The organism is Nocardia sp. NPDC047654 (assembly GCF_043205035.1).
Classification (GTDB): Bacteria; Actinomycetota; Actinomycetes; order Mycobacteriales; family Mycobacteriaceae; genus Nocardia.
Map to the genome: position 1 here is coordinate 1,200,380 of NZ_JBIDDF010000001.1, position 16,301 is coordinate 1,216,680.

Annotated in this window: 17 protein-coding genes; 9 read left to right on the forward strand and 8 right to left on the reverse strand. The window is 68.5% G+C overall.

What is annotated here, in order from left to right; genetic code table 11:
- Positions 1 to 9: 9 nt before the first annotated feature.
- The 3 genes from ACGF7Y_RS05695 (at position 10) to ACGF7Y_RS05705 (ending at position 3,416) form a co-directional block, all read left to right on the forward strand.
- Positions 10 to 720 (forward strand): hypothetical protein, encoded by a 711-nt coding sequence (locus ACGF7Y_RS05695; protein WP_393229613.1) that lies wholly within the window; start codon positions 10 to 12, stop codon positions 718 to 720.
- 155 nt (positions 721 to 875) lie between these two features.
- Complete coding sequence (locus tag ACGF7Y_RS05700) at positions 876 to 1,883, forward strand: DNA topoisomerase IB (RefSeq protein WP_393229615.1); 1,008 nt, start codon at positions 876 to 878, stop codon at positions 1,881 to 1,883.
- A 465-nt stretch (positions 1,884 to 2,348) separates the two neighbouring features.
- The gene (locus ACGF7Y_RS05705; RefSeq protein WP_393229618.1) at positions 2,349 to 3,416 is read left to right on the forward strand and encodes a DUF4185 domain-containing protein; all 1,068 of its coding nucleotides are present in this window, start codon (positions 2,349 to 2,351) and stop codon (positions 3,414 to 3,416) included.
- Here the strand turns inward: ACGF7Y_RS05705 and ACGF7Y_RS05710 are convergent.
- The 6 genes from ACGF7Y_RS05710 to mftR all read right to left on the reverse strand — a co-directional run bounded on the left by ACGF7Y_RS05710 (position 3,361) and on the right by mftR (position 8,720).
- Positions 3,361 to 5,655: a SpoIIE family protein phosphatase gene (locus ACGF7Y_RS05710; RefSeq protein WP_393229621.1), complete on the reverse strand. Its 2,295-nt coding sequence runs from the start codon at positions 5,653 to 5,655 to the stop codon at positions 3,361 to 3,363. The genes ACGF7Y_RS05705 and ACGF7Y_RS05710 overlap by 56 nt on opposite strands.
- Entirely contained in the window at positions 5,652 to 6,281 is a 630-nt protein-coding gene (locus ACGF7Y_RS05715; RefSeq protein WP_393229624.1) for a SpoIIE family protein phosphatase, read from the reverse strand. The genes ACGF7Y_RS05710 and ACGF7Y_RS05715 overlap by 4 nt, the downstream gene beginning before the upstream one ends.
- Positions 6,274 to 6,687 carry an ATP-binding protein gene (locus tag ACGF7Y_RS05720; protein WP_051020806.1) on the reverse strand — a complete coding sequence of 138 codons (414 nt, stop codon included), beginning with the start codon at positions 6,685 to 6,687 and terminating at the stop codon, positions 6,274 to 6,276. Before ACGF7Y_RS05720 ends, ACGF7Y_RS05715 begins: the two co-directional genes overlap by 8 nt.
- Entirely contained in the window at positions 6,677 to 7,066 is a 390-nt protein-coding gene (locus tag ACGF7Y_RS05725) for an STAS domain-containing protein (protein WP_039798459.1), read from the reverse strand. The genes ACGF7Y_RS05720 and ACGF7Y_RS05725 overlap by 11 nt, the downstream gene beginning before the upstream one ends.
- A 12-nt stretch (positions 7,067 to 7,078) precedes the next feature.
- A complete protein-coding gene (locus tag ACGF7Y_RS05730) occupies positions 7,079 to 7,984 on the reverse strand; it encodes an STAS domain-containing protein (protein WP_039798458.1) in 906 nt (301 codons plus the stop codon).
- Positions 7,985 to 8,123: 139 nt separating this feature from the next.
- On the reverse strand, positions 8,124 to 8,720 hold the full coding sequence (mftR, locus tag ACGF7Y_RS05735) for a mycofactocin system transcriptional regulator (protein WP_393229627.1): 597 nt from the start codon (positions 8,718 to 8,720) through the stop codon (positions 8,124 to 8,126).
- 65 nt (positions 8,721 to 8,785) lie between these two features.
- On the opposite strand from mftR, the gene mftE reads away from it, so the two are divergent.
- Complete coding sequence (gene mftE, locus ACGF7Y_RS05740) at positions 8,786 to 9,487, forward strand: mycofactocin biosynthesis peptidyl-dipeptidase MftE (protein WP_393229630.1); 702 nt, start codon at positions 8,786 to 8,788, stop codon at positions 9,485 to 9,487.
- The gene (mftD, locus tag ACGF7Y_RS05745; RefSeq protein WP_062972737.1) at positions 9,484 to 10,716 is read left to right on the forward strand and encodes a pre-mycofactocin synthase MftD; all 1,233 of its coding nucleotides are present in this window, start codon (positions 9,484 to 9,486) and stop codon (positions 10,714 to 10,716) included. Before mftE ends, mftD begins: the two co-directional genes overlap by 4 nt.
- 4 nt (positions 10,717 to 10,720) lie before the next feature.
- Here mftD and ACGF7Y_RS05750 read toward each other — a convergent pair whose 3' ends face one another.
- Positions 10,721 to 11,191, reverse strand: coding sequence for a MarR family winged helix-turn-helix transcriptional regulator (locus tag ACGF7Y_RS05750; RefSeq protein WP_040867239.1), 471 nt, complete (start codon positions 11,189 to 11,191; stop codon positions 10,721 to 10,723).
- A gap of 275 nt (positions 11,192 to 11,466) precedes the next feature.
- Between ACGF7Y_RS05750 and ACGF7Y_RS05755 the strand changes: the two genes are divergently transcribed.
- The 3 genes from ACGF7Y_RS05755 to ACGF7Y_RS05765 all read left to right on the forward strand — a co-directional run bounded on the left by ACGF7Y_RS05755 (position 11,467) and on the right by ACGF7Y_RS05765 (position 15,030).
- The gene (locus tag ACGF7Y_RS05755) at positions 11,467 to 13,143 is read left to right on the forward strand and encodes a fumarate hydratase (protein WP_393229634.1); all 1,677 of its coding nucleotides are present in this window, start codon (positions 11,467 to 11,469) and stop codon (positions 13,141 to 13,143) included.
- 138 nt (positions 13,144 to 13,281) lie between these two features.
- Complete coding sequence (locus tag ACGF7Y_RS05760) at positions 13,282 to 13,746, forward strand: hypothetical protein (protein ID WP_393229638.1); 465 nt, start codon at positions 13,282 to 13,284, stop codon at positions 13,744 to 13,746.
- A gap of 789 nt (positions 13,747 to 14,535) precedes the next feature.
- Complete coding sequence (locus ACGF7Y_RS05765) at positions 14,536 to 15,030, forward strand: M15 family metallopeptidase (protein ID WP_393229640.1); 495 nt, start codon at positions 14,536 to 14,538, stop codon at positions 15,028 to 15,030.
- Between the two features lie 96 nt (positions 15,031 to 15,126).
- Here ACGF7Y_RS05765 and ACGF7Y_RS05770 read toward each other — a convergent pair whose 3' ends face one another.
- Complete coding sequence (locus ACGF7Y_RS05770; RefSeq protein ID WP_393229642.1) at positions 15,127 to 15,897, reverse strand: glucose 1-dehydrogenase; 771 nt, start codon at positions 15,895 to 15,897, stop codon at positions 15,127 to 15,129.
- Positions 15,898 to 15,981: 84 nt separating this feature from the next.
- On the opposite strand from ACGF7Y_RS05770, the gene ACGF7Y_RS05775 reads away from it, so the two are divergent.
- Complete coding sequence (locus ACGF7Y_RS05775) at positions 15,982 to 16,296, forward strand: ArsR/SmtB family transcription factor (RefSeq protein WP_393229644.1); 315 nt, start codon at positions 15,982 to 15,984, stop codon at positions 16,294 to 16,296.
- Positions 16,297 to 16,301: the final 5 nt, after the last annotated feature.

A 16,301-nucleotide genomic window follows, 5' to 3' on the forward strand; every position in this document is an offset into this window, starting at 1 on the left:
TCCCCAGACATGGTTTTGCGCAAGATCGCCACGGTATCGACGCTCGCAGTCGCGATTGCGAGCGTCTCGGCCGGACATGCCGTCGCCGCGGCTCCGGATGCCGGTTCGGAAGTCGTCAACTACACCGCCACCACCTCCGCCGATGGCGTGGTCGTCCAGATCGACTCGGGCTCCTTGCAGGCCGAGAACGGGGTCTTCGCGATCGAGGCTACCGACGGCACACTATTGGCGGGCACGCCCCTGGAGTTCCGTGTCGACGATTTCGTCTTCCCGATCGCGGCCGACATCAGCGGCCGGACCGCAACGCTCACACCACTGTTCGACCTCGAGCACGCGAAATACCGGCCCGTCGCCCTTCCATTCGAGGACTCGGCACACTGGAGGACGCCGTACGAGCGCGAAGTCGCGGCCTTCACCCGGCTGAAGGACACCATCGCGACGGGTGCCGCGGTCGGCACCGTCGTCGGCGGCCTGGGCGGCGGCCTCGTCGGATGTGTGCTCGGTGGCATCGCGGGTGCCACGGTCGCGGCCGCGACGATCGTGGGTATGTTCGGTCCGTTCATTCCGGCCGCCGCCGTCGGCTGCTTGGGCGGCATCCTGGCAGTCGGCGCCCTGGGCACGCTCGCCGGACAACTGTTCATCACCGCGCCCGTCGCCGTCGCCGCCCTCGTCCAGTACTTCACCACGGTCAACCAGCCCTTCGTCCCCCCGGCCAAGTAGGTCTCCGGCTGGACGCACCCCTTGAATATCGTGCCGTGCCAGGTCGAACTGCCGGGACCTGGCGCCTCGGGCTGTTTCGCCGCCCGGAGACAGGGCAGCTATGAGATATGAGCACACAACGCGCTACACGCGGCCCCGAGCACCACGGTGACTGAATGCGATTGCGCCGTAGCCGACCGTATGACGGCGGAGTCGAACGTGTCCGGCGCGGACGCGGGTTCGGCTACCGCACCGCGCAAGGTGAACCCGTCGACGACGCGACACTGGAGCGCATTCGCGGGCTGGTGATCCCGCCGGCCTGGCGGAAGGTGTGGATCTGCCCGCACGAGAACGGGCACATCCAGGCCGTCGGTGTCGATGCGGCGGGCCGGCGCCAGTACCTCTACCACGAGCAGTGGCGCAAAGAGCGCGACGAGGAGAAGTTCGACCGGGTTTTGGCGCTGGCCGGGCGGTTGCCGGAGATCCGCGCACAGGTAGGGGAGGATCTCGCGCTGCGTGGCACGGTCCGGCGGCGGGTCGAGGCGGTGGCCATCGATCTGGTGGATCGCGGAGTGTTCCGGGTCGGCGGCGAGGAGTACGCCGAAGAGAACGGCACCCGGGGAGTCGCGACGCTACTACGTGAACAGGTCCGGGTATCCGGAGAGCGGATGCTTTTCGATTACGTCGCCAAGGGGGGAATCCGGCGACGAGTGAGTGTCCGGGATCCGCTGCTCGCCAAGGCCGTTCGGTCCCTGCTGCGCAGCGGGTCGGACTCCGACCGGCTGTTGGTGTATCGGGAGGGCGGCCGATACGGCGAATTGCGCGCCGACGACATCAACGCGCGTTTCCGGGAACTCGCCGCGTGCGAATGCAGCGTCAAAGACCTGCGCACCTGGCAAGCCACCGTGCTGGCCGCGGCAGCGTTCGGTTCGATCGACCCGCCGGACGGCGGCCGGGCGCGCAAACGCGCGGTACGGGAGGTCATGGACGAGGTGGCCGCCGCGCTCGGTAACACGCCCGCGGTGGCCCAGGCGTCCTATGTCGATCCACGGGTCGTGACTGCCTTCGAGAACGGCACGACAGTCGCCGCGGCACTGCGGCGCGCGAACCGCGCCGATTCCGCCGATGCGCAGCGGGCGATCATCGACAGCGCCGTCATTCGCATGCTCCGTCGGATGCGGTGACACCGAGCCCGGTAGCCGCCGACCTCGTCGAAGATCTTGTCGCCCGATCAGAATCGCGCAGGCGCGGCTCGTACACCGCGGGCCCCGCGTCCAGCACCCCGGTGACCGATCCGGAGGAGTCCGGTTCGAGCGTTGGTCACACCCGCTGTCGCAGGTGGACTCGCTCGGCGAGGGTTTTGGATGACGGGGTAACGGTCGGCGTAACCGGCGAACACCGTGCATCTCCGATGCCGCGATCGCCAACGGATCTCGTGCCACGGCGGCACCAGGCGCGATGAGGGGTGGAACTGCCGAAACACAAGCTGCGCAGTCGGTTTCCCCATTTCCTTTCGGCCTCAACCTATCGGAGCAGCAACCTCGCAGCCATCAACGGCCGATACTGGGGAGGTAGCCCCTCCACACCTCGTGGTGATTCCTACGAGCCGATCTGGTAAGCGACGCTCCGAGAATCGACAGGATCCGGCGATGCCCAAGATCAAGAATTTGAATCCGCTCCCGATGGCAGATATCGGCGGCTCGGATCTCTTCATCCCCTTCCGCATGCCGAGTGGCGAGATCGGATACGTCCTCGGCGACACCTTCTCCGGCACCGAACCGCGAGTCGGAGGCCCGAATTGGCGTTCACCGATGCTGTTGCGCAGCGATACGCACGATATGTCCTGGCCGATCGAATTCCGGTCGGCGGCGCGGGACGCCCGGCAACTCTGGGATTACGTGCACGACAATCCGCAATACTCCACGATCCTGCCCTGCGACGCGATAACGATCGGCGGCCGAATCTATCTGTGGGTGATGGTCACCCAGGGATTGGCGAACGAGCGATGGTGCGAGATCCGTTATTCCGACGACAACGCGGAGAGCTGGACCGATACCGGGGTCCGGTGGTCGACCAGCGCCTACGGCGGCAAACGCACCATGATCTCCTGGGAACGCGGCGGCGACGGCTACGTCTACATCATCTCCACCGGTGGGCTCGCGCGGAACAAGAACATGCTGTTGTGGCGAGTTCGCGAAACCCATGCCGCGCTGGTCGACCCGGCGGCCTGGCAGGGATGGGGCTGGAACGGGCAGGACTGGGGCTGGGGCCGGGATCCGGGCAGCGACCCGCGTTTCGGGATCCTGGCCGACGGCACGAAGCTCGGCGAGATCGGATTACGGCGCATCCAGGGGAATTGGGTGATGTCCGGGTTCGACGCCGGGGCCTACGGCGCGTTCGTCAAGGTCGCCGCGAGGATCACCGACAATTGGCGCACCGCCTTGACCTATCGTCCGGTGAAAGGGTCCTTCTGGGCGCCGGGCGGGCCGGATATCGTGCCGCGTCTCTACGGATGCTATGTCCATCCGGACAGCAGATTCGACGGCGCGTTCGGGATGATCGTGAGCGAATGGGCGGAATCCGGTATCCCGTACCGGGGCATGCAATACCGGATATACGGAGTGCGGCCCGCCGTTCCCATCCAATTCGTGGCGCGCACCGTCAGCCGGGAACTCGGCGGTTCGTCCCGCGCAGCGGATTGGCCACCGGGAACGTGATCGCGGGCAGCGTCACCGACATCCGCACGGTCGTGCCCGATTCCGAATGGTCGATATCGAGTTCCTCGGTGAGCGCGCGCATCATGTCGATGCCGCGGCCACGATAGCCGGGATCGGACGCCCGCGGCTTCCAACTGCCGGTGTCGGTGACCACGATGACGACGGTGTCGATATCGCAGGTGGCCGACATCCGTACCCGACCGGCGTCGTTGTTGTTGCGATAGGCGTGCTCGATGCTGTTGCTGCACGCCTCGTTCGCCGCGGCGACCAGGTCGGCGGCCAGGTCGTGCGGCACCGCCGCGGCGGCAAGCCACCCCTTCAGTGTGCGCCGCAGCACAGCGAGTTCGTCCGCGCGCGCGGGCACGTCCAGCCGCAGCGGCGCGGGGGGCTGGCGGTAGACCACCATGGCGACGTCGTCGTCGTAACCCGCGGCGGGCCGCAGGCGAGAGAGCACGGCGTCGGCCACCTCACGGGGTAGGCGTCCCGAGGTGTCGGCGAGCACCGCGGCGATCTTGGCGAATCCCTCGTCGATGTCCACGCCGCGCTGTTCGACCAAGCCATCGGTGAACAACACCAAGGTGGAACCGGGCGTCAGCGCCGTGGTGGCCTCCGGCCTGCGCGGCGTATCGAACGTCGCCAGCGGCACCGCGCGCCCGCCTTCCAGCATCCGGCCGGTCTTGCCCACGTCGGCGAGGATCGGTGGCATGTGACCGGCGTTACTGTAGCGGACCAGTCCGCGCACCGGGTCCAGCACGGCGGCGCACACCGTGGTGCACATGGCGCCGGGGATGCGCGCGGCGACGGTGTCGAGTTCGGCGAGCAACTGCGCCGGTCCCGCGCCGCGCAGCAGCAGCGCACGGGCAGCGGTCCGCAATTGGCCCATCACGACCGCGGCCGACAGGCCACGCCCGACGCAGTCGCCGACCACCACGCCGATGGTGCCGTCGCGCAGCGGCACCACGTCGTACCAGTCGCCGCCGATCTCCAGCGGCGGCAGAGCGGGCTCGTAGTGCACCGAGAACCGCGGCGGCAGATCGATCGGGCCGAGCATGGCGCGCTGCAGGGTCAGCGAGGTGGCACGGGCCTGGTCGAAGTTGCGCGCCCGCTGGACCGCGAGACTGAGATGGCCGATCAACAGCGAGAACAGCGTCCAGTCCGCGGCGCTGATCGCCCGGGGCGCGGCGAAGCGCAACCACATCGCCGCGTCGCCGGTCTCGCCCAGCGGCGCGACGATGCCCTCGGAACTCTCCGCCCCTTCCGGAATGGCCAGCAGGCTGCGCGGCGGCCTGCGCCTGGCCCGATCCAGCAGTGCGCGCGACCGGTCGTCGAGGGAGGCGGCGCCGTCGTGCGACGCGCCGTCGGCGCCCACCCCGGAGACGTACACCTCCGGCACGGCGTTGCGGCTCGGCCACACGGCCACCACGGCGGTCTCCGCGCCCACCGTCCGGCGCACCTCGTCGAGCCCGACGGCGAGCACCTCGACCACACTGGTGGCCGCGCCGACGGCGGTGGCGAGCCGGGATGCGGCCTGGTCGCGCGCCTGCGCATCGTGTTCGGCGGTGATGTCGCGCAACGTGCCGACGAAGATCCGTTCGTGGTCCTCCGGCTTGATCAGCGCGCTGGTGCTCACCGCGAGCCACACATTCCGGCCGTCGCGGTGGCGGATCGGGATGACAAAGCGCTGCGCCTCGGTACCGAGGTCGGGGTAGCGCGGGCCTTCCGGGCTCGACCACGGATGCGGCAGCGCGTAGGGGAGGCCCGCGGCGCCGTAGCCGGTCAAGGCGCCGAAAGCGGTGTTGACCTCGATGATGGTGCCCTGCGCGTCGGCGACGAAGAAGCCGTCCTGCAGCGATTCCACCAAGGCGGTGCGGAACGCGTCGCGTCCGGCGAGATCGTCGGCGCGGGAACGCTGCTGCTCGTAGCGGCGGGTGCCGTCGAGGTAGCCGCGGGTGGCGATGTCCAGCGGAACGAGGGTCTGCAAGAGGAATTCCAGTGCGGTCTCCGGCAGGCGGGCCCCGGATTCGCCCCCCTGGGCGGAACTGTCCTTCTGCCGCTGTTCCTCCACGTCCTGGACCACCCGGAAGTGGTTCTCGGTGAGATCGAGCAGGCTGATGCCTTCGACCAGGGCGCGCCTGCCCAGTTCGTACCCCTCGGCGAGGCCGGCTTGGGTTTGCGAATCCATGTGCCGCCGTAGCGCGTCGGCGTAGGCGTCCAGAAAGTCGGCCAGCAGGGCGCTCATCTGGCCGCCCCTGCCGCACCGCGGTGCCGCGCCGCGAGGACCAGCGCGTCGTCGGTGTCCTTGGCGTGCCGGGCGAGCATGTCGGCGGTGATGTCGGCGGTGGACTTGGAAAGGTCGATGTCGGCGGCTTCGGTGACGATGCCGTCGGTGGACATCAGCAGCAGGTCACCGGGGCGGACCGCGACGGTCTGCGGTTGGAGGGTCGCCGGAAGGCGATAGCCGACGATGCCCGCGGTCAGCAGGACGGTCGCGTGCACCCGCAGACCCGCCGGACCCGCGGTCAGCACCTGGGATTCGACATTGCCGACGCCGAGCCAGCGCACCCGGTCACCCTCGTCGAACAGGGCCAGCGAGATCGCCGCCCCCCGAGTGTCGGCCATCGCCCGGTGGCACAGCACCATCAGCACGTCCAACGGTTCGGCGCGGTTCTCCGACAGCACTCGGATGGCGCGATCGGCCGCGTCCGCCGCGGCGGCGCCGTGCCCGAGTCCGTCGAGGACCGCGAACAGGACGGTGCCGCCGCCGGTGTCGAGGACGACGCCGCGGTCACCGGAGACCTGTTGACCGGGCAGTGCGCGACCGGCCACCGCCCACTCGATCCGGCCGATGAACCCGTCGTCATGCACCGTTCGGTACCCACTTCCACATTTCCACCAGCGTGCCGCGACCCGGCGCCGAATCCACGGTCAGCCGGTCCATCAACCGCCGGGCGCCGGGAAGGCCGAGCCCGAGCCCGCGTCCGGTGGAGTAGCCGTCCTCCAGAGCCCGGGCGATGTCGATGATTCCGGGCCCCTGATCCTCGGCCTGCACCACGAGGGCTTGACGTCCCTCCCGGTCGTCGACGAGCAAGCGGATCTCCCCGCTGCCCGCGTAACTGGTGATGTTGCGGGCGATCTCGGAGATCGCCGTGGAGATCATCGTGCGGTCGGTCAGGGTGAATCCGAGCTTTGCTGCCAGTTCGCGTCCGGCTTGACGTGCGGTCACGATGTCCCCGGACACCCTGACCGCGATCACCACGTTCTCAGCGGCCACTGTCACGACCGTCTCGCTGGCGACGGGCTGGGATCTTTCGGTCCAACCAGGCGAGTCCCTCTTCCAGATCGAGGGCGGTGTGCATGTCCTCGAAGGTGAGGCCGAGTTGCACCATGGCGAACGCGACTTCGGGTTGCAGACCGACGATCACCGTTTCGGCGCCGCGCAGCTGCGTCATGTGCGCGATGGTACGCAACGATCTCGCGGCGAACGAATCCATGACGTCGATGGCGGTGACGTCGACGATGATGCCGTGTGCCCGATATTTGCTGACCTGTTTCATCAGGTCGTCCTGCAGGCGCTCGGTATCGGCATCGGTCAGTGCGGACTGAACCGACGCGATGAGGTACGTACCCTGTTTGAGAATCGGAACCGGCATGGGGGCGCCTGATCAGCGGCCGTCGCGTTCGGTAACCCGTTCGGTGACGCGGGAAACCTCGTAGCCCAGCAGCCGTTCCGCTTCTTCGATGCCTCCCTGCAGGTCGCCGACCGCGTTCATCTTCGACAGGTCCAGACCGATGGTGACCAGGGTGAGCGCGATCTCCGAGGACAAACCGGTGATGATCACGTTCGCGCCCATCAGGCCGGACGCGTCGACGGTCTGCACCAAGTGGTTGGCCACGGTGGAGTCGATCTGGGGCACACCGGTGATATCGATGACGACCACTTTCGCCCGGTTGGCGCGGATGGCGCGCAGCAGCTGCTCGGTGAGCTGGCGGGCTCGCTGGCTGTCCAGCACGCCGATGATGGGAAGGATCAACAGCTGCTCACGCACCTGCAGCACCGGCGTCGACAGCTCGCGGATGGCTTCCTGCTGCTGACGGATGACGCGCTCGCGCTCCTGCACGAAGGACACGGTCACGGTGTTGGCGATGCGGTTGGCGGCCGGTTCGTAGGCGTCGAGCACCTTGTTCAGCAGTTCGAAGTCCGACTGGTACTTCTCGAACAGGCTGCGTGCGAGCACGTCGCGCAGCAGCAGCACGATGCCGATGACCTCGTCGGTCTCGACGCCTCTCGGGATGATGCGTTCGGACAGGTCGCGCGCGTAGGCCTGCAGCGCTTCCACGCTACCGGTCTCGAGCACGTCGACGTAGCCGTCGTAGATCGATGTCGCCTCGGAGAAGATCTCCTCCGGGGTCATGGCGGTGAGCAGCTGGGCGTCGGCGATGCGGCGGGCCCACTCTTCACGCAGCGCGGTGCGGTTCTGTCGCAGGTGCTCGACGAGCTGCGGCAGCAATTGGTCGATCGGTCCCGCGGTCAGGGAATCCGCCGAAAGGCTCATTGACACCTCGGACATGGAAACTCCTGCCCCTTTCGACGGTTGAGTCGGGAAGTTCGTGCGTTCGGCGCTAGCCGATTCCGAGCCTAGTCATACCCCACCCGAGTCACCCGCGAAACCTGCCGGTTGTTCGCCTGATGTTCGAGCGCGGCGGACCTTACGGCACCGTAGCGAATCCGCGTTCCAGCGCTGCGAGCGCCTCGTCCAAATACACCGTGAGGTCGGCGTCCGCGCGGGCGAGCCACGCGTCGAAGGCGGCGCGCGCCGCCGCGAGTGTGGTGCGTCCCACGGCGAGCGGGATGAGCCCGTCCTCCGGTTCGCCCAGTCGCCGAGCGGCGAAGGCGCTGACGGTGCGCTCCCAGGTGTCGTAGTGCGCTCCGGCGGTGGCCGACAGAGCGGGGACGGTGGCCGCCAGATGCATGCGGGTGCGCAGTTCGGGGACGTCCTCGGCGCGATATTGGTTGGCGCTCACCACGACTCGGCGCACGGCGGTCATCATCGGAATGTCGTCCGGCACCGTCGCGAAGGCGGCGCGCAGCGCGGCGACCTCGTCGTCGAACTGCCACCAGAGCACCTCCGCCTTGGTGGGGAAGTAGCGGAAGAAGGTGCGTCCGCTGATGCCCGCCGCTGCGGCGATCTGTTCGACGGTGGTCTCGTCGAAGCCCTGTTCGGTGAACAGCCGCATGGCGATCACTTCGAGTTCGCGTTTGGTGGTGCCCCGTGGGCGGCCGCGCGCGGCCCGGTTCTCCAGCATCGTCTGATTGTGCTCGGCCGCCTCGGCCCCTTGATTATGTCAGTGACTGACGATAATCTCGCGGCATGTTGGCGGATCTCACTTGGCCCGAGGCGGGCGCGCGCGCCTCGGCGGGTGCGATCCTGGCCGTCGCGGTCGGCGCGACCGAGCAGCACGGCCCGCATCTGCCGCTGTCCACCGACACCGACGTCGCCGCCGCGTTGTGCGCGCGGCTGGCCGCGGCGCGGACCGACGTGCTCGTCGGACCGGCGATCCCGTACGGCGCCAGCGGCGAGCACGCGGGTTTTCCCGGCACGCTGTCGATCGGGCAGGCGGCACTGGAACTGCTGGTCGTCGAGCTGTGCCGCTCGGCGACCGACACCTTCGACCGGATCCTGCTGGTCAATTGGCACGGCGGCAACATCGAACCGCTGCACCGGGCGAAGGATTTGCTGCGCACCGAGTCCCGCGACGTGCGCGTATATTTGCCGCGCTTCGACGGCGACCCGCACGCGGGCCGGTCGGAGACGGCGCTGCAACTGGCCCTGGCGCCCGAGCGCGTGCGCGGTGACCGCGCTGTGGCGGGGGACACCCGTCCGCTGACCGAACTGCTGCCGCTGCTGCGCACCGGCGGAGTGCGCGCGGTGAGCGCCAACGGTGTGCTCGGTGACCCGGCGGGTGCGACCGCCGCCGAGGGCGCGGCCCTGCTCGAGCACCTGAGCACCGATCTGCTCGATCGAACCCGGCTCTGGTGGCCGGAGAACTCCCCGGAAAGGACCGGAACATGAATCCGTGGTTCGAGACCGTCGCCGAAGCGCAGCGGCGGGCGAAGAAGCGCCTGCCGAAGTCGGTGTACGGCGCGTTGATCGCAGGCTCCGAGCGCGGCCAGACCATCGAGGACAATCAGCGGGCCTTCGCCGAACTGGGTTTCGCGCCGCACGTGGCCGGGCCGATCGGCGAGCGCGATCAGTCGACGACGGTGCTTGGGCAGCAGATTTCGATGCCGGTGCTGATCTCGCCGACGGGCGTGCAGGCGGTGCACCCCGACGGTGAGGTCGCCGTCGCCAGGGCGGCCGCGGCGCGGGGCATCGCGATGGGCTTGAGCTCGTTCGCCAGCAAGCCGATCGAAGAGGTGATCGCGGCCAATCCGGCCACGTTCTTCCAGTTGTACTGGTGCGGCGGCAAGGACGAGATCCTGCAGCGGATGGACCGGGCGAAGCGGGCCGGGGCGGTCGGGTTGATCCTGACGCTGGACTGGTCGTTCTCGCACGGGCGGGACTGGGGCAGCCCGGTCATCCCGGAGAAGCTGGATTTGCGCACGATGCTGAAGTTCGCGCCGCAGACCCTGGCGCGTCCCCGCTGGCTGGCGACCTATGCGCGGTCGGGCAGCATTCCGGACCTGACCGCGCCGAACATGGCCATCGGTGGCGCCGCGGCGCCGGGCTTCTTCGGCGCCTACGGTGAGTGGATGGGCACACCCGCGCCGGATTGGTCCGATGTGCGGTGGATCTGCGAGCAGTGGGAGGGCCCGGTGCTGCTCAAGGGCGTCATGCGGGTCGACGACGCGCTGCGCGCGGTCGACGCGGGTGTGGCGGCGATCTCGGTGTCCAACCACGGCGGCAACAATCTCGACGGCACCCCGGCCGCGATCCGCGCGCTGCCGGTGCTGGCGGACGCGGTGGGCTCGCAGGTCGAGGTGCTGCTCGACGGCGGCATCCGGCGGGGCAGCGACGTGGTGAAGGCCGTTGCGCTGGGTGCGCGGGCGGTGCTGATCGGGCGCGCCTACCTGTGGGGGCTGGCCGCCAACGGGCAGGCCGGTGTGGAGAACGTGCTGGACATCCTGCGCGGCGGCATCGATTCGGCGCTGCTGGGTCTGCGCAAGACGCGCGTCACCGAACTGGATCGCTCCGACGTGGTGGTGCCCGCCGGTTTCGAGCGCGCGCTCGGGCTGCCCGAAACCACCGCCGCGGCAAGCGCTCCGGCCGATCACGCGGAGACGGCGGGCACACCCGCCTGAGCGGTCAGCTCTCTGCCGCCGATCGGCGGTGATGCGCGAGCAAGGTGTCGTAGATATCGGCCAAGGCGGTCAGCTGCTGGCGGTCGAGGATGTCGATCATGTGCCTGCGCACGCTCTGTACGTGCGCGGGCGCCGCGCCGGTCAGCACTTCGGCGCCGCGCGGAGTGAGCTTGGCGGCGGTGCGGCGGGCGTCGTCGGGGATCGGCTCGCGCACGACCAGCTCCCGCTTCTCCATCCGGGTGATCTGGTGGGAGAGCCTGCTCTGCGACCATTCGAGTGCGGCCGCGAGGTCGGCGAAGGTGAGCCGATGGTCCGGCGACTCGGCCAGATAGGCCAGTACCGAGTACTCGACGTAGGTGAGGTCGGACTCCTTGGTGGAATCCCGCCCGACCGCCGCGGCGATGAGGTCGCGGGTGCGCACGAAACCCAACCAGGCGCGCATCTCGACGTCATCGAGCCAATGGGGATCGGTCACGATAGCGCTCCAAACTCTGCTGTGTCCCGAGATCGTGGCGCGTCGCGACATGCGGCGCGCGAACGGTCTGCGCGCGTCCGGACTCGGGCGCCCGGGCGCTTTCTCACCAGACGAGAGGTAGCATCACCGGGGTTGAACGTGCAACCTTTTCGGGCAACTGTCCGAGATAGGGTTGCCTAACCAGCAGTGGGGTGCGTGGTGGTGGCTAGGCTCGCTGTGCTCGTGACCAGCCCGGCCGTTCATGGCATCCGGGCCCATGCAAAGGAGTGCGACTGGTGACCGCGCCGGACTTCCGTTATTCAGACCTGCTGCCCATCGGCGCGGACGACACCCCCTACCGGCTGCTCACCACCGAAGGCGTCAGCACGTTCGAGCACAACGGGCGCACCTTCCTGCAAGTGGAACCGGAGGCGCTGCGGCTGCTCACCGAGACCGCGATGCACGACATCAGTCATTTCCTGCGCCCGGCGCATCTGGGTCAGTTGCGCAAGATCATCGACGATCCCGAGTCGAGCGGCAACGACCGCTTCGTCGCGCTCGATCTGCTCAAGAACGTCAACATCTCCGCGGGCGGCATCCTGCCCATGTGCCAGGACACCGGCACCGCGATCGTGATGGGCAAGAAGTCCGAGGGCGTGCTGACCGGCGCCGACGACGCGGAATGGATCAGCCGGGGCGTCTTCGACGCCTACACCAAGCTGAACCTGCGTTACTCGCAGCTGGCGCCGATCACCATGTGGGACGAGAAGAACACCGGTTCCAACCTGCCCGCGCAGGTCGAGCTGTACTCCACCGCGGGCGATCCGGCGAACCCGGCCTACAAGTTCCTGTTCATGGCCAAGGGCGGCGGGTCGGCGAACAAGTCGTTCCTGTACCAGGAGACCAAGGCCATCCTGAACCCCACGCGGATGCTGGAGTTCCTGGACGAGAAGATCCGCTCGTTGGGCACCGCGGCCTGCCCGCCGTACCACCTCGCGGTCGTGATCGGCGGCACCAGCGCCGAGTTCGCCTTGAAGACCGCGAAATACGCCTCCGCGCACTACCTGGACAGCCTGCCCACCGAGGGGTCGCTGTCCGCGCACGCCTTCCGCGATCTGGAACTGGAGGAGGAGGTCTTCAAGCTGACCCAGTCCTTCGGGATCGGCGCGCAGTTCGGCGGCAAGTACTTCTGCCACGACGTGCGCGTCGTTCGCCTGCCCCGGCACGGCGCCAGCTGCCCGGTCGCCATCGCGGTGTCCTGCTCGGCGGACCGGCAGGCGCTGGCCAAGATCACCGCCGAGGGCGTGTTCCTGGAACAGCTCGAGCGCGAGCCCGCGCAGTACCTGCCCGAACAGACCGATGCCATCCTGGGCGGCGACGTGGTGCGCATCGACCTGAACCGGCCGATGGACGAGATCCGCGCCGAATTGTCCAAATACCCGGTCAAGACCCGGCTTTCGCTGAGTGGTCCGCTGGTCGTCGCCCGCGACATCGCGCATGCCAAGATCAAGGAGCGGCTCGACGCGGGCGAGCGGATGCCGGACTACCTGCGCGACATGGCCGTCTACTACGCGGGCCCGGCCAAGACGCCGGAGGGTTACGCGTCCGGTTCCTTCGGCCCGACCACCGCGGGCCGGATGGACTCCTACGTCGACCAGTTCCAGGCCGCGGGCGGCTCGTTCGTCATGCTGGCCAAAGGCAACCGGTCCGCGCAGGTCACCAAGGCGTGCAAGGAGCACGGCGGCTTCTACCTCGGTTCGATCGGCGGGCCGGCCGCCCGGCTGGCACTGGACTGCATCAAGTCGGTCGAGGTGCTCGAGTACCCCGAACTGGGCATGGAAGCCGTCTGGAAGATCGAGGTCGAAGACTTCCCGGCGTTCATCGTCGTCGACGACAAGGGCAACGACTTCTTCGCCGAGACGCAGAAGCCGATCGCGCTGCGCGTGCGTACCCGCTCGAAAGAGCGCGTCTGACTTCTCCCTCGACCCGCATGCGGCAGGCCGCGGACACGCCGATGTCCTGCCGATCACCGGGTTCTCGGCATCGCCGCAGCGGGCACGCTTAGCGAAGTACACCGTTGATTCCGGCACCGATGCAGGTCGAGGAGAGCTATGAGCACGTCCAGACCAGTACCGACGGCGTTGTGTATCACCGAGTCGGCCGCCCTCCGGTTGGCCGATCGCGCTGCCCGAGAGGGAACCAGCTGTACCGCACTGCTCGACCGGCTGATCCGTGAGGGCGTCGACCAACTCGAACACCCCGGGATCGTCTTCCGCGGTCCGCTCGACGATCGCCGCGCCGCGCTCGCCGCCGGCCCGGAGATCTGGGAAGTCGTTGCGCGCCTGCGCGAATTGGGCGGCCCCGCGGAACGCCGGATCGCCGTGCTCAGCGCGAAGTCCAACCTGAACACGAGCAAGATCAGGCTCGCGCTCGCGTACGCCAGGGCGCACGACGGCGAGATCCTGGAACGGATCGCGCGCAACAAGCAAGCGGCGGAATCGATTCGCCGAGAACGAGTGTGGATGGGCGCGCCGCCGTGGCGTTCGAGCGCGCTGAACAGTCCGCCATACGCGTGATTCGGCCGGATTGTCCGAGGCACTCGGTCTCCACATAGCTGGGGATGGAATGTGAAATTCCCGACATCTGGATATAACCCACCGATTCGCGGGCGGCTGACGACAGGAGTCGACAGCCGCCCGCACTGTGTTTGCAACGCAGTGGTGTTCGCCGCGCGCGGGGCTGTCGGCGACCGCGCGGAGTGCGTTGTCGTGTGGCCGAGTTCAGCGCCGGGGGGAGGCGCGACATACGGGCCGAAAGGGACACATCGCTTCGCGAAAGTTCCTTTCAACGGCAGGAACTCGACGACCCGCCGACCACGAGACGGCGCAAATCACTCGAAACTCCCACGGATTCCGGCATTTCGGGTGTGGTAGCCCTGCTGGAGCGGATGTGATCCACAGCACTGGAATAGATTGTGGACAGTGCGTCTTCCAAGCCGGGCGAAATGTTTGCTCACCGAGGGGAATTGGGCGCATAACGGACATACCAGATCCCTATTATCCCAAGGTGTGGAGTTATCTGTGGAATTCGCTGAGAGTTGTCCACATGGTGGCCGCGTCCTGTGGAGCGGACTCGCGGGGGCGCGTCACGTTGGGCCGCGTACTCGCAGACGCACGCTGACCGCCGCGAAGAGACGTCCTTGCCCGCCGCGGGAAATACCGCTGACCCACCTTCGAGTCGCGGCGCTCGATGCGGTCCTCGCCCGTGCCGCACGAAGCCGTCCTGGCGATCAGGGCATACCCGGCATAGGCGACCGCAGGCGATAGCATCGGCGCATGGTGCTTGGGATCGCTGGTCGGAGTCGGATGTTGGTCGGTCTATCGGTGGCGCTACCCGCGCTGGTCGTGACCGGTGCGCAGGCGGGGCAGGCGCAGGCCGACGCCGCCGCGGTCATCGAGCAGCGGGGGTCGGTCGGGTCGGCGGCCGGGACCGACGGGCTCGATCCCCCGCTGGCGCTCGCGTACACCCTCGCCGAACGCGAGGCGCACGCGCAGGGTGTGCCCCTGTCCATCACGTCCGGATACCGGACGCCCGCCGAGCAGCAGGCACTGTGGGAGGACGGTGTGGCGACCTATGGTCCGGACGCCGCGCGCCGGTGGGTGCTGCCGCCGGAGGAGTCCACCCACGTCTCCGGACAGGCGATCGATGTCGGTCCGCAGCAGGGCGCGCGCTGGCTCGAGGCGAACGGCTACCGATGGGGGCTGTGCCGAACGTTCGAGAACGAGTATTGGCACTTCGAGTTGCAGACGGTGCCCGGCGCGCCGTGCCCGCCCATGCTGCCCGACGCCAGCGTGCGGTAACCGGCGAGGGTCACGTCGGCACCGTGCCGGCCTGGGCTGCCCGCCGATGACGCCGGACGCGAGGGCGCGCCGACACCGCCCGGCCGGCCGAGCGCGCTAGACCATCGGGTCGGGAGCGGCGGTGATCAGGCCTCCGTCGACGAGCAGGTCCTGCCCGTTGATATACGACGCCTCGCCCGACGCCAGGAAGGCGACGGCGTCGGCCACGTTCTCGGCGGTGCCGACGCGCCCCGCCGCCACCGTGGCGCTGATCGCGGCCTGCGCCTCGGCGGAGACGTTCGCGCGAAACGACGGCGTCGCGATGTAGCCGGGACTGACGGAGTTCACCCGGATGCCTCGGGGCGCCAGTTCGGCGGCGAGGCTGCGCGCCAAATTGTGTACGGCAGCCTTGGTCGCCGAGTAGAGGGACGCGCCCGGTACCCCGCGATGTAGCGCCCAGGAGGCGTTGACGACGATCGCCCCGTGCTCCGCCACCAGGGGGAGGGTCTTCTGGATGGTGAAGAACACCCCTTTGAAGTTGGTGTCCACCACGCGGTCGAACTCGGCTTCGGTGATGGTCTCGGTCGGCTGGAACGCCGCGATGCCCGCGTTCGCGAAGACGACGTCCAGCCGTCCGTACCGTTGCGCCACGGCCGAGACGAGCGTGTCGAGATCGCCGAGGTCGGCCGCGTCGCCGGCCACCGCGAGAACGCGGTCGGCGCCACCGAGCTCCGCGGCCGCGCCGTCGAGGCGGCCCTTGTCGCGGCCGGTGATGACCACGTGCGCGCCTTCGGTGAGCAGGCGTCGTGCGGTGGCCAGGCCCATGCCGCTCGATCCACCGGTGATCAAGGCGATCTTGCCGTCGAAGCGATCGATACCGGCGCCCATGAGAACCTCCCAGAGATCATCTAATTGTACGAATACTTACGTACAGTTCGACTGTATGTCAACTGTCGCGCTAACCTGGTTCGCGTGATCGCGGCACATCCCGAGCGAGCGCAGATCCAGCTGACGAATGTGCTCACCGCCCTGGGCAACCCGCTGCGGCTGCGGGTGGTGGGGATACTGGCCGACGGCGGCGAGCACACCTGCGGCTCGGTACTGCCGGACGTCGCCAAGTCGAACCTGACCCACCACTGGCGGGTGCTGCGCGATGCCGGAGTGATCTGGCAGCGGCCCTCCGGCCGGGAACTGCTGCTGTCCCTGCGTCGCGATGACCTGGACGCCCGCTTTCCCGGCCTGCTGGACACCTTGCTCGACGCCGCGCGCCGCGAAACTACGGCCTGATCGCC